The sequence below is a fragment of the Lactococcus garvieae genome, from assembly GCF_016027715.1.
GTDB lineage: Bacteria > Bacillota > Bacilli > Lactobacillales > Streptococcaceae > Lactococcus > Lactococcus garvieae_A.
This window is the reverse complement of record NZ_CP065691.1, coordinates 328,934-342,914: the sequence shown is the minus strand read 5'-3', so window position 1 is coordinate 342,914 and position 13,981 is coordinate 328,934. Positions and strand designations below refer to the sequence as shown.

13 protein-coding genes are annotated in these 13,981 nt (G+C 33.7%); 1 reads left to right on the top strand and 12 read right to left on the bottom strand.

The window, feature by feature from the left end; translation table 11 throughout:
* Positions 1–10: 10 nt before the first annotated feature.
* From I6G50_RS01890 to I6G50_RS01880, 3 genes are all read right to left on the bottom strand, one after another.
* Positions 11–991, bottom strand: a complete 981-nt coding sequence (locus tag I6G50_RS01890) for a sensor histidine kinase (protein ID WP_003135336.1) — start codon at positions 989–991, stop codon at positions 11–13.
* Positions 988–1,608: a LiaF domain-containing protein gene (locus tag I6G50_RS01885; RefSeq protein ID WP_197908996.1), complete on the bottom strand. Its 621-nt coding sequence runs from the start codon at positions 1,606–1,608 to the stop codon at positions 988–990. The genes I6G50_RS01890 and I6G50_RS01885 overlap by 4 nt, the downstream gene beginning before the upstream one ends.
* A 598-nt stretch (positions 1,609–2,206) precedes the next feature.
* On the bottom strand, positions 2,207–3,727 hold the full coding sequence (locus tag I6G50_RS01880; protein ID WP_197908995.1) for a Sau3AI family type II restriction endonuclease: 1,521 nt from the start codon (positions 3,725–3,727) through the stop codon (positions 2,207–2,209).
* A 177-nt stretch (positions 3,728–3,904) separates the two neighbouring features.
* On the opposite strand from I6G50_RS01880, the gene dcm reads away from it, so the two are divergent.
* Complete coding sequence (gene dcm, locus I6G50_RS01875; protein ID WP_195212955.1) at positions 3,905–5,212, top strand: DNA (cytosine-5-)-methyltransferase; 1,308 nt, start codon at positions 3,905–3,907, stop codon at positions 5,210–5,212.
* 299 nt (positions 5,213–5,511) lie between these two features.
* On the opposite strand, the gene I6G50_RS01870 is transcribed toward dcm, so the two are convergent.
* From I6G50_RS01870 to I6G50_RS01830, 9 genes are all read right to left on the bottom strand, one after another.
* Entirely contained in the window at positions 5,512–5,757 is a 246-nt protein-coding gene (locus I6G50_RS01870) for a hypothetical protein (protein ID WP_197908994.1), read from the bottom strand.
* Positions 5,758–5,879: 122 nt separating this feature from the next.
* The gene (locus tag I6G50_RS01865; RefSeq protein ID WP_197908993.1) at positions 5,880–6,743 is read right to left on the bottom strand and encodes a hypothetical protein; all 864 of its coding nucleotides are present in this window, start codon (positions 6,741–6,743) and stop codon (positions 5,880–5,882) included.
* A gap of 2 nt (positions 6,744–6,745) precedes the next feature.
* Positions 6,746–7,156 carry a hypothetical protein gene (locus tag I6G50_RS01860; RefSeq protein ID WP_197908992.1) on the bottom strand — a complete coding sequence of 137 codons (411 nt, stop codon included), beginning with the start codon at positions 7,154–7,156 and terminating at the stop codon, positions 6,746–6,748.
* Positions 7,153–8,256, bottom strand: a complete 1,104-nt coding sequence (locus I6G50_RS01855) for a hypothetical protein (RefSeq protein ID WP_197908991.1) — start codon at positions 8,254–8,256, stop codon at positions 7,153–7,155. Before I6G50_RS01855 ends, I6G50_RS01860 begins: the two co-directional genes overlap by 4 nt.
* Positions 8,253–9,722, bottom strand: a complete 1,470-nt coding sequence (locus I6G50_RS01850) for a phage distal tail protein domain-containing protein (RefSeq protein WP_197908990.1) — start codon at positions 9,720–9,722, stop codon at positions 8,253–8,255. The genes I6G50_RS01855 and I6G50_RS01850 overlap by 4 nt, the downstream gene beginning before the upstream one ends.
* An 8-nt stretch (positions 9,723–9,730) precedes the next feature.
* On the bottom strand, positions 9,731–12,223 hold the full coding sequence (locus I6G50_RS01845; protein WP_232252365.1) for a phage tail protein: 2,493 nt from the start codon (positions 12,221–12,223) through the stop codon (positions 9,731–9,733).
* Positions 12,224–12,441: 218 nt separating this feature from the next.
* Positions 12,442–12,927, bottom strand: a complete 486-nt coding sequence (locus tag I6G50_RS01840; protein WP_197908989.1) for a hypothetical protein — start codon at positions 12,925–12,927, stop codon at positions 12,442–12,444.
* A 60-nt stretch (positions 12,928–12,987) separates the two neighbouring features.
* The gene (locus I6G50_RS01835) at positions 12,988–13,266 is read right to left on the bottom strand and encodes a hypothetical protein (protein ID WP_165719983.1); all 279 of its coding nucleotides are present in this window, start codon (positions 13,264–13,266) and stop codon (positions 12,988–12,990) included.
* A 36-nt stretch (positions 13,267–13,302) separates the two neighbouring features.
* The gene (locus I6G50_RS01830; protein ID WP_197908988.1) at positions 13,303–13,977 is read right to left on the bottom strand and encodes a capsid protein; all 675 of its coding nucleotides are present in this window, start codon (positions 13,975–13,977) and stop codon (positions 13,303–13,305) included.
* Positions 13,978–13,981 lie beyond the last annotated feature (4 nt).

Here is a 13,981-nt window from a genome sequence, read left to right as displayed (position 1 = left end):
TTTTATCTTTTTATTGATTAACTTGAGGAATACGTATTTCTACACTAGTTCCTTGATTGGGAGCACTCGAAATCTTGACCTCACCGCCAAGAAGAAGCGCCCGTTCTTTGATATTAACAAGGCCATAACTGGCTGATTTGCTGTCGCGGGTATCAAATCCTACGCCATCATCAGCTATCCTTAAGATAATATTATCATATTGTTCTCTCAGGAGTACTTCAATATTATCAGCTTGTGAGTGTCTCAGGGTATTACTGAGTATTTCTTGCGCCATTCGAAAAAGATTGTCTTCTATATTTGAAGAAGCTTGAATATCACTGAGCTTCACATTAATATTAGCAGAAATTTTAGCTTGAAGTTCATCCGTTAAAGAATTTAGTCCAGCTGACAGAGATTTTCCGTCTAACTCAATCGGTCTGAGGTGCAATAATAAGGCGCGCATTTCATTTTGGGCTTCGTGCAAGATTTTCAAAACCAAACGTGTTTGAGTCAAAATTTGATCTTGAGTTAAATTTGTATTTTCTGCTTCACTTCCTGTCACTGAAGACAGAATCATCGTGGCAGCAAAGAGTTCTTGACTCACTGAGTCATGAAGTTCACGTGAAATTCTCTTTCTTTCTGTCTCAATAATTTCTGCTTTATTTGCAGACTTTTGACTAGAAAGCTCCTGTAATTCAATGGACATTTCTTTCAAACGTTTATGCAAATCTTGAAGTTCCTGATGCTCTGGTTCTTGGTTTTGACTTAAGCGTTGAATATCATCATAGAAATTTTTCTTTATTTTACTATTTTCCAGATAATTAAAAAAGGTAAAAACCAGCGCTAAGAGACCAGCTACCGATAGAAAAATCCATATACCATAGAAATTATTAGCAATTTCTCCCATAATACTAGCAGTTGAAACACCGCTTGTAATGGAGAACAACAAAATATCAACTAAAACAATAATCAGGAAAAGGACAGTAAAGGTTTTAATGATAGATTTTTTCATCCTTTAACCACCTCAACATTCCCAGTTTCAACTTGAATCTTGATACGAATACGTTTTTGGGTGCCTTGAGCTACATCAGAAAAATGGCGTAAATTACTTGGATTAATCTCAGCTTCTTCATCAAAAATTTTGACCACACCATTATGCACCGTAATTTCTAATGCAATGGCTACATCTTCAGGTACAATGATTTTAGTATTTCCCGCTGATTTTTTGATATTGAGATTATTCCCTTCTGGCCTAAATTTTATATCATAGAGATCAATAACATCATTCCCATTTGCACGAGTAATATCTTTTGCATTGTCTCTATCGGGGTAGTTTTGAGGGTCATAATTGAATTCACCCTGTCCCTGTTTTTTCCAGAAGCTAATCCCTACAAGAATCGGGAAAAGGAGAGCAAGCCAAAACCAACCTGCTGTCAACAACATCACAGTGAGAAAAATCCACAGCACTGCGGAAACTGGTCGAAGGAAGGTAATCTTTTGAGATAAAACACTAAAAGTTACAGCAAAGGCAAGCAGTAAGAGAAAGTATGGCGATTTTAGAACATGAATAAGCAAGGCTGCTATAATACATATTTCAATAATAATAAAAGTTTTTATCCGTCTACTCATACCCCTATTTTACCAAAAAAAGACCGCGCTTTGCTCGGTCTTTGGTCCTATTTTAAAATTTATTTCTTAACGAATCCCTAAAGCGATACGCGCGTAGCGGCTCATTTTATCGACAGTCCATGCTGGAATATTTTTGAAAGTTATTTTTTATTTGTTGTTATAACAATAATTATAGGCTAGTAAACTTTAATAGTCAAGTAATATGTGGCTTGGAATGTATACTAAATGTACCATAAAGAAAGTTCTAAAGACTCTTTTACTTCTTACCTCAAACTGGTTTAAAAATTTCGTTCAAATTCCGTATTATAAATCAATAGAGTTAATTAAGTTTGTAATTTTTTAAATCAAAGCCATTTTTTTCTGGAACTATTGTTGTTGTGCAACTATTTCTCCATATAAAATTGAGTTTCTGACTTTCATAACAAAAAAGAGAATATATAATTAAGAGTATAGAAAAAAGGGAATCCAGTCACGAAAGCTAGTTCCGTTACTCTCGAAAACATACTTAAAACTCTTCTGATAGTTTACAGACATCTTTTTGAAGAAGAAAAAACCAAAAGACAAAACCAAATTCATCAATTGATGAAATAAATACATGTTACTCAAAAAACTCTTTTACAGCTTGATAAAGATAAGTAGGGTTTAGCCAGTACGCCTGTTTTATCATGTAGTCAAAAGTCAGTTCCCCTGCACGTTCTGGAGGACGGTTTACCCATCTAGATTTGCGAGGCAGTGCCATAGCATTCTTTTGATTAAAATCTCCGTTATATGCCCCCTCACTATCAATAGCATCTGGACGAATATGTGCAATCATTTCATCTGACATATTAATAAAGTTATTCTCGACCTTATAACCTTTTTTATAATTACCTGATTTATAGGTAAGTTCAACGCCTGATTTTAATTTACACTTTGTATCATCATAAACTTCTTGTATTTTTCCATATACATCTGAAACTGGGACATTCCAAAACTTACAGCCTTTGAATACATCTCCATTTTTTGTTTCTTCAAATACAGCTAGTAAAAATCTTGTTTCGGTTAAATAACGATATAATTGTGAATCTTCAAATTCTATTTCTATATCACAAAATTCATCATTCCAGTTTTGCAACTTAAAACCTTCTGTTGTCTTTGGAAGATTTGTTCCTCTAGTTCTAGAGTTCGGATTAACTGTGACAATTTTTAACGAAATATTCGCTTTTCTAAATTCTTCTGTTTTCTCAATATCATCTGATAAATTCAATATTTTACTTGCAATTATTCGACTGCTTGCTTTATCATTTTTTGAGTGAATTTTCACTCCAAATTCATTCCCAAGTTCTTGTTTCGTTTTTCCAATGTATGGTTTAAACTTAGATAAAATTATTTCTTCAAAACTATTCTCCCTTAATAAATTAGAATCTGAAATAACTCTTTCAGACTCTTTATAATCCTCACTCATAAATTTTTTTGCAAGAAAGCTCATATAATTCGTCTTTAATGTAAATGAACGGCGATGTGCTTTTTTATGAGAGAATGGTTGGGTAGTCATGTTCTTTTCACTTTTCCCACCTTTAGTCGTAGCTCCTAGATATTGTGTCAAAGAATCTGACAACTCTTCTGCTTTACCTTCTCTAATTTTATTAACAATTGTTTGCCAATCATTTTTTATGATTAATAAATCTTCTTTAGGTAAATCTTTTAATTTTAATAAAACTGCTTGTCGTATAAATAAATCAGGGCTTGGTACATCTTGCTTAAATTCATAATACAACATTTCTGTTAATGCTGTTTTCTCCATAAATGATGCTGTTTCAAAAGTACGCTTATATTCGTCATTGAAATCAAAAATATTTAAAACAAGCCTCTCCTTGGCAACCCAGCCTTTTGAGTTCTTTTTTATAGGCGTAACTTTAATTTCTAAATTTAGATATGGGATGTCAGCCTCATGTCTTGAATTATTGGGAATTTTAAACCAGTCTGACTCAATAGAATTTCCAATCCATCCTTTATTTTTAGTATTATTCCAATATTTTTCCACAGTTTCATCTTTTACAAGCTCAAAAATTTGTTTATTTATTGCTTCTTTTCCACGGTTATGTACTTCTTCAACTGAACTCCATTTTTTTTCACACATAATATGTTCCTACGTTTCCTATATTTTACCTAATTTCTTATCTATTATTTTATAACAGTATTAGTTTTTTTTCAAAAAAATATATATGTTAAAACCACAACTTATAAAATCTATCACTTGATCTTTTTCCAATTTTGTTCTATAATAGTATATCTATAAAATTTTAAAAGGAAGTCTATGGAAAAATTAAAAATATTTTCAATGTTTGATGGAGTAGGTGGATTCATTTTGGGTTTAAATAATTCAAATGAAGAACTTTATAAAACAATCTATTCTAATCAATATGAGCCATCTAGAAAATCCCAAGATGCTTATGAAGTCGGCGTTCATAACTTTCCTGATATGGAACATATTAATATTGATGTCGAACTTATCCCCGACAAAAAATTCAAAGAAATGTACAATAATGGAGTGAATATGATTGTTGGAGGTTTTCCATGTCAAGACTACTCCGTTGCTCGTTCCAAGAAGAATGAGATGGGAATAGAAGGTAAAAAAGGTGTCCTTTTTTGGCAAATCATAAGAGCTGTGAGATTTATTAAACCTAAATACCTAATTTTAGAAAATGTTGACAGATTATTAAAATCTCCATCAAATCAAAGAGGACGTGATTTTGCGATTATGCTATCTGCTTTCAATTCTTTAGATTATTCGGTCGAATGGCGTGTGATTAATGCTGCTGATTACGGACGCGCTCAAAGAAGACGCCGTGTCTTCTTTTATGTTTATAAAAATGATACAAGATTTGCTAAAAAAATGGATTTAGAGTTTGAATCTAAAATAAGTGATTTAACTGACATCGAGGGCTTATATGATGATTATATATTCAATAAAGGGTTATTTGCACGTCAGTTTCCTATAAAAAAAGAGCCATATAAAAATCGCTCAGCATTTTATGAATTATCTAATGATGTTGTAAAAGTTTCAGATGAATTTACTGGTACTGTATGGAATACTGGTATAATGCGCCATGGTCGTTACTTTACTATTGATACTGAACCAATAAAAGAAACTCCCATCCCCCTCAAAGATATTATACAAGATGAAAAGTATATCCCAGAAGAATTTTATGTTACTGATGAGGATAAATTAGAAAAATATAAATATCTACGTGGTGCTAAAAAAATTGAAAGAACGACACCTGATGGGCATAAATGGATTTATTCAGAAGGTGGGATGTCTCCCTATGATAGCTTAGATTTACCAGCTAGAACCATGTTGACAAGTGAAGGGTCTGTCAATCGTTCAACTCACTTTTTAAAGATTAACAATCGCTATCGCTTACTAACACCAATTGAAGCTGAAAGAATCCAAGACTTTCCAGACAATTGGACAAAGTTTAAAAAAGATGAGAATGGAATAATCTCGGAAGTAAGCACTCGGATGAGAATGTTTTTCATGGGAAATGCTTTGGTTACAGGGATTGTCAAAAGAATTGGCGATGAACTCGACAAAATCGTTAATGAAAAAGACATGTACTTATAAGTACATGTCTTTTTTAATAATTAATTAAAATACATTGAACAATCAATAAAAAAATTTTTATTATTTAAATGTTAAATATTTATTTGAAGAAGGAAAAAATTGTAATAGCTAACCCTTTATCCTCTCACTTAAAGTATGAAGTATACCTCTGAAGTTATTAAACATGACTAAATTATTCTCTTTTACAAATATGAAAAGTGCCTATTTTTTATTGTAACCCTAGATTTTTAAATATATTTTCATAAAGGTGTTAACAAACCAAAAAAGAGAGTATTTCTACTCTCTAAATCCCTTGTTCTCTATTTATTCTCGTTTCCACTTCCTCTATTTTTTATGAATGCAATTAGCTCTTGAACCATAGGGTTCATAATTGCTACAAGTTGGACTAGTCGTGTTGTGAAAAACAGCAACGCTAAGTCAATTATTGATGTGATTGATTTGTCATATTCACCGTTACCAATAACAATAAATCCTAGAAACAAGAGCCAAAAGATTACAATTGTCGTTAAGTCTATGACCACTCTACGTTTCAGAGGTGGATTCATATTCTCTCTATCTTTGACCCATGTTACGAATAATATTGCTAACACTAACACTGATATAAATAAGAGCTTTAGTATCATTATCATAAGGGGATTTTCTTTCTAAATTTTAAATTCGTTTACGATTAAATGCCTTTGAGTGGGATTGATATATCAGCACTAAAACGATGATTAGTTTGCAAAGTATCAGATGATGGTGAGAGATATAAACGAATGTTTCCAGCTCTTTCAATCCCCCCAGCGTAAGGTTTACCACCACCTTGATAGTTAGACCACATAAATCGTGTATCTGTTTCTAATCTACTAGCAATCTCAGCAGGTAATTTTCCAACGACAGGATAAGATTCACCTGTCAAAGGAGCTTTTGGTCTCGAACCTTCAATGTGAATATATAAGATACCGTCAAGAACTCTGTAATAATCAGCGTTCCAAGTCCATTTTGTATCTGGTGTAATACGACCTTTATCAACATCATTAGGATATTTAATTCTATTTGATGTTGTAATTTCGGTTGCTGTTAATGATGTTGATGTTATAGTAGTAAAGTATGTTTTATCTTTAGTGGCATTTGGAATCAATGATGCTGTGACACTAGTTGAATTTGTTTCAAAGATATAAACATATTTCTTAATAACGCCATCATTATTATTGATATCAACAGATGTACTAGTATCTGTCTGTTCAACAGATAATTTTACTGGATTAACTGTGTCTGATGGGTCAACAGTAGCCATAATATAGTTACGAGAATTTGGTTGTAGAGGAAATACCTCATCTAGAATCTCAAAATATCTCCCAGCAATAATAAAGCTTGCATTTTTAATGATACCATTAAGACCTACTGTATTTGAACTTTCCCATACTTTAACCATTGCACTACCACTGTAGGCTACACTTGATAGCATTGAATATAGTTTAGCATCAGCGTTTGCTGAGACTGGAAATTCTGTTCCTGTTGGACTAAAGAATGTATAATTTCTAATTGTCATTGTTATTCTCCTTTATTGAATTTTGGTTGTTCGATAACCATAAGTTCATATTTCTTTGGCTCAGCAACAACACTTAAGTAAGAACCGTCTAAGATGGATTCTATTGTTGGTTTATTTTTATCATCATCGTGATAGATAATCTCTGTAATCATAGAATTATCAAATACTGGGTAATTAGTAATTGATACCTCCAATAATCTAAAACTTTTTCCGCCTATGCTACCAGTTGGATAGCCCCCCATAGAAACAGGTTGATTTACTGGAAACTGTAATTTTGTGTCAACGATGACTGTATTCCAGTCTAATTTATAAACATCAGCTGGTAATATAAGTTCGTGGTCAAATCTAAGTTCAACCTTATCAATGAAATTGTCTATGGAATATTTACCACCCAGAGTTGCTTTATAAATCATTGTCTTTGACCTCTTTCTACGAATAATAGTCTATCTGTAAATATGCCATTAATATCGCTAAAACATCTATCAGCAATGTGACCTGTATAACTAGTGCCATCATACCAGAGATTAACTCTATCATTGACATACAATTTTTGTAAATCGCTTTGATTAAAATATATATTTGAGATAAATGATGATTGAGAAATTTCAGCACGTATTTCACCATCTGTTGGTACACCATCATCATAAAACACTGTTTTTGTAACTCTCATTGATGGCAAATCAGAACCATCACCAGTATATTTTTTAAGGTTAATAACATTATTTTTATCATCCAGCGTATATAAGTCTTGCCAAGGATTGTATAGACCTTGAGAATCTTTAATATAAGCTGATAAGTAATTATAATTAGAACGTTCTATATCAACCTCTGTCTCGATGGTTACATTATTTTTTCCATCAATACGAGTAGTAAACTCTTTATCACTACGACCACCATAATCAACTTCAATCCTATTTTTTATCAAATTGTACCTAACATATGGTTGTACTTTCAATGCTTTAAAAATTTTCTTAGCTACAGATATAGAATCTGTTGTTTCAGACTTAACATTTAATTTTAGATTAGCGATACTGTCAGCATAATAAATATAACTAGCCCCATCTACTAATCTAGAATCAAGTATATTCCAGCAATCACTCAACATTCCACTAGCTGTCGATGTTCTATATTGAGAAATAGGGTATTCAACACCCTCGATAGCATACCAGTAGTAATTTTGCAAAGAAACTCTATCGTCATCGACATCCTTAACAATATATAAAATATGTTCTTTCTCCTCATCACGAATGGTCTTATTATTAACATATTGTGCTGGTTCATTTAATAGTATTTGAACAACATCACCAACATCAACTTTCGTTGAAAGAGTGGCATAGCTCGTTGTTTTATAGCCTGTTTGCCATAGTTCATAGTTCATAGCCACACCACGTGCTTTTGGTTTTGGTAATGGAAGTCTTTTAATTGCTGGAACGTTTGGGGCACTTGGATTTTCACATGGAACTGCATATTTATTTGGATTAAAATTATCATATAAGTTATATTCAAGCATCATACAAATTCTACCTTTCTTTTTACATTCATTTCTAATTCTGTAACATCAATCAATTCCATTGTTCCTTTTTGGAATATACGTGTTCTAAACTTTTGGAAATTTAGATTAGAGAATATATTAATATAATCATCACCAACATTTGCTATATAGTATTCATCATTAATGTCTGTGTTTATCTGTATTGATGTAACATTTGTGGTATTTAGATTAAACAGAAACGCTGTGTATTCATTGCTTTTAGCATCTAAGAATCGAATGCCTTTATCCTTTGTGCTATTGTTTTTAGCTGGTATCATTTTAACAACCATTGAAAAAATATCATCTTTGATTTCCCATTTAGAGAAACGTTCAATATTATCCTCTCCATAGTATGTATAGTCATATGTGTATTTCAATTGAGCTTTGTCTTTTTTGCTAGGTGTCCACTCAGTTGCAGACTCACCATATTCTAATTTAAGCTCTCTGAACCAAGACTCATGAGTTCCAGATGTATCAGAATCATAAACAACTGGGTCTAGCCATCCATCAGCAGTTGGTGTGAATGTATAGCTGAAACGTTTCCATTCTAAGATTGGATTAGTTGCCCAATCTGTAGCAACACTTGAATGTACGATATTTTCATACCATAATGAGTTCGCCTGAGTATTAGATGTGTTATTTTCTGGGAAAACTCGCAATGCAAACATAGTCGCATTTCTATCTGGTATTTTGTTTTCTTTGAAATCAAACGACAAAGTAATTTGTTGACCAGCTGTGATTTGTACAGGATGTGGCAAGTTACTAATCTGTTGAGTTCCAGTAGCTAAAGGCATTGCATGTACGATATTACTGCGTGGTTTATCTTTATCTGGCTGTTGAATCTCAAAATTAGCACCAGTACCTACTGTAAATGTCCAATCGCCTTTTCCTAAGTTCCATGTGGAATTATTTAATAAATTATCACCAAAATCGTTTGCAGGAATATCTGAAACAGTTGTATTTCCATTTGTATATATTTTTGTATTATCAACTATTTTTCCATTTTCAAGAATTTTGAGTTTAACTTGTTCATATACGTACCACATTGTAATTGGGTCAAATGAGATTTTTTCTGAGAAAGTACCATTAAAACCATACCCCTCCGTCTTACTAACCTCAGACATTTTGATATCAGCATAGTAAGTTCCTAGCTCACTCGTGTACTCAAGTGTTATGTATTTTTCTTTAATTATTGAATTGATAAACTCATTAAATATTTGATAATTTTCATGTAAGTCATTTCCAAAAGTTTCTAGTTTGAAATCAATTGGTGGATGAGTAATATTACTATTACCCAAAACACCTATTCCTTGAGTAGACCAGATATTTGATGATATATTCAAACCAAGATTAGATGGTTCATAGAATCTGATAAGACCATTGGTCATATCAAATGTCTTGTTTTCATCACTGTCTAAATTTGTATGAATTTTATATTGTCTTACCATTTGTTTTTCTATGCCCTTCCTAATTCAAACTCACGTCTGATAGCACGTGCTAAAGCAGTTGTATCTTTGTTTCCAGCTTGAATATTGAATGTATTTTGATAATTTGTTGTTTCTTTACTTGAACTGTTTTGAACAAGTCCACGTGCTTGCAGGTCAGCAAACTCACGTGCTACAGTAACTGTTGAGCCACCAAATAATTTACTTACTTTACCAGCTACACCATTGATAGCACCAGTTATTCCATTGATTGTGTTTGTGATACCACCTAGAACATTGTCAACGATATCTCTTACACCACCAAATACATTTGAAAAGAAACTTCCGATTCCGCTGAACACACCTGTAACGGCATTGTATGCACCACTTGCAATGTTTCCAAAAGCGCTGAATGCATTACTTACAACGTTTCTCACGCTACTAAATATTGATGAGAAGAATCCTGCAACACCACTAAAGATTCCACGAATAGAACCCCAGGCACTTGATGCAAAACTACCGAATGTTCTAAATACACCAGAAACAACATTTCTGACTGCATTAAATACACCACCAAACCATCCAGCAACAACGCTAAATACTGAAACTATTACATTCCAAGCACTACGAGCAAAGTTACCAATTGCTTGAAATACGATATTGACTATATTTGATACTGCATTCCAGATTGGTGTAAAGAATCCTACCAAACCAGACCAGATAGCTTGAATACCCATCCATGCACCACGTGCAAGAGCTTTGATAATTTCCCATCCAAGTCTGAACACTGCAACAACTAAGTCAAACAGTGCTTTAAATACATTTCCAAGTGGTGTAAAGAAAGTAACGATATTGTTGAATGCTGTTTGTGCAAATTGAACAATTGCATTCCATGCTGTAGATATCACAGAACCAACAGCACTAAATAATGCTGAATAGAACTCAACGAGTGTTGAGAAATAGGCTTTGATTCCATCCCAGATTACTGTGATAAACTCACCAACACCGTTCCAAACATTCATTGCTGTTTCTGTGATGCCTTGCCATAATTCACTAAACCAAACACCTAAACCAGCAAAGAACTCTTTAATGCCACCCCAGATTGAAACAGCAAAGTCAGCAATTGTTTGCCAGTTTTGCCAGATAAGAACACCTACAGCAATAAGTCCTGCAATCGCTGCGATTATAATCCCTATCCATCCGAAAGCAACACCCATACTTACACCAAACACTGTCATAACAGTACTTGCTATACCCATGACTGCATTAAATATTCCGAATGCAATAGCTACAGCCCCTACAGCAATTGCCACCTTACTTAGCCAATCCCAGTTTTCTTTTAAGAATTTAGCTAAGTCTGTCAACTTAGACAAGATATCTGGCAGAGCATCTGCTATGCCATTTACAATATCTGTAACAAGTGGTGTTATTTCATCAAGAGTTGGTAGTAATGCAAGAGCGATTGTTTCATCTAAACTTGCAAAAGCATCACCAATTGTCTCAACACCGCCACCACCTGCTTTACCTAATTGTGCTAAAGCTTTATCAAGCATCTCAACAGACACAGCACCTTTAGATGATGCCTCAGCAAATGAACCATATTGTTTCAGTTGTGGGTTCATGTCCATTACTGTTTTCTTAAGTGATGCACCAAGTGCTGTATTGTTATCAGTCAACTGATTAATGTTCTCAGCAGTGACCTTACCACTTGCTGACATTTGACCGTAAGCTTGTACAACACCTTTTAAGTCCTCACCAGAACCACCAAATGCTTGGTTGGCTTTAACAATATTTTCAACTTTATCACCAGCTGTTTGAGCATTATCACCAAGACCAACAAATGTTGATGCTAGTTTTAGAGTGTCCTCTGTATTAGCATTTGTATCTACTGCAACTTGACCCATACGCTTACTTAAAGAATCAAACTCGCTACCAACACCAGCAAAGTTCATTGTATTCTTAAGTGAGTTCATGGCTTTTTGAGTTGCCATTGTGTCACTTATCCAGTCACCCATTTTGTTTCCGAGTGCATTTGTTATACTAGAACCTATTTGTCTAAGAGCACCTGTAGCAACCTCACGTAAGGCACTAAAACTAGTTTTAACTTTACTGACTTGACCCTCAGCCTTATCAGTTTTTAAATTAACCTCATACTTACCATTTGAAATAGAATTATCAAGTTGTTTGATGTCTTTCTCAAGGTAGTTTGCTTTTAGTTCGCTGTCTTGTAAAGACTTAGAAAGTTGAATGAATTTCTTTTGTCCGTCAGGTGTAGACTTATCAATTCCAGCTAGTTCAGTTTTTAATTGACTAGCTTTGTTTTTAGTTTGTTCAAGTTGTTGAGTATAGTTTCTTTGCAATTGAGCCATCTTAGCAGTATTAGTTGGGTCAAGTTTTAAGTCTTTTCTTAATTGACTTGCCTCACCTCTTAAGCTGGTCATTGCAGAGTTTATACCTTTTAAGGAGTTCTCAAATTTGGCTGTATTACCATAAATCTCTACTTCAAACTTTGCATTTGAACTCATAGTTTATAACCTCCTTTTCAAATTTGTTTTTGTTCTCTCATTTCCAAATTCTTCTCTCAAAATATTAAAAGAACTTTTTTTAATTTTTCTTTTAATTGAATGGCTCTGTTGTCACATTCCTTCGTCTCCCAAAAATCAAGAAAATAGTAATATTGTTGAATATTTCTTTTCCTTCATCAAGAAATCCTATGGTTGTCACATTCCTTCGCCTTTTGCTATTAAAGCTTATGCTTGTTTTTCTTACGTTTTTTCTGTTCAGCTTCCATTTTTTCACCATAAGCATTGATAATTTCAACTACCGTCTCAATTTCCATGTCATAAAACTGCTCTATGCTCATCTCTGCGGTGAGTATAGAAACAAGTAAAAGAACAATTTTATTCTCTTCTTTTCGCTTGACTTTTAGAGCAAATTTACTTGGCATTTCAAATTCTTGGGTAGTGCTTTCTGATTCCTGCTTTGGAATAGAATGTAAATACAATCCAGACAATTCCTCTTTAGTTGGTAATACTGTTTCATCAGTAATCTCATGAGAATCACACCATAACAACAATAAGTTGTCATATAATCCTTCCATAACCTCAGTGAAATCATCAAAAACATAACCAAAATCTAAAGCTGTGACATATTTAGATTGTTTTTCTATGTCAGCTAAAATATCTGAGCCAGTTAGCTCATAGTATCTAATCGCATCTTTTAATTTCATATAATCCCCTTTCTAAACCAAAAGAAAAAGCGATACCGCTAAGTACCGCCATTCCCTCTATTAGCCGAAAGTGGCTTTGAATTTTTCCATCAATGATTTAATAGTTTCTTGCTCAGTATCAAGCTCACCAGTTTCAAGGAACTCAGAGAACTCTTTCTTAGCTTTAGTCAAATCTGGATTATAAAAAGCGAGATACAAACCATATTGAACAAACTCTACCGCCTCAGTAGTGTCATTTGATTCTTCATCTTGCATTACTTTTTCGAGTTCTTTACTCGCTTTAAAAATGTCTTTTCCTGTAATCAGTTTGAATTTACGTGCAGGTGATAATTGTGTCATAGGTTTATACCTCTTTCTTCTTTAATAAATTTGTGATTATTTGCCTGTTTCTACAGTACCGCCAGCGATAACTGTATCTGGGAACATAATGAAAAGTTGTTCTTCCATCATTTTTTCAAATTCCTCAGCTTGCTTGCCCCAAACCTCATATTTCATTTCAGCTGGTTGATAGTTACCAGATTTGTAAGCAGGTGTTGCAGTAGCTTGCAATGGAATTGTGTAAGAAATTGGGTCAACACCGTCTGTCGAATCAGTCTCGCTCTCAGATGTTCCCTCACCAGTTGCTTTAAGTGCTGGGTAAACGATGATTTTATAACCATTGATAACTTCACCATCAGCAGTCTTTTTCATTGCACGGTTAACGTATTGTACAATGTGGTCTGTGTAGTTACCAGTTGGTACCCAACCTAAACCATTTTCAGATTTAACTTGTCCAAGCAATCCCTCGCCAACAGGTTCGTCAATTTGCATGAATACCATTTCACCTTGTAAGAGTGTTGAACCCTTTTTAGAACCGTGGTCAGGCTTGTTGTCTGCTGGGAAATTAGCTGTTTCAGCTTGGTCTTCCATAGCAGATGCAGATACCATACCAGTAGCTAATTTGATGTCTTTAGCAGTTGGTTTAGAACCAGCTGTGTCAATCTTACCAACAAGCAATCCTTCGTTACCCCAAAAGATTTTGCGGTCATCATATTTTAAATTTAAAGCCATGTAT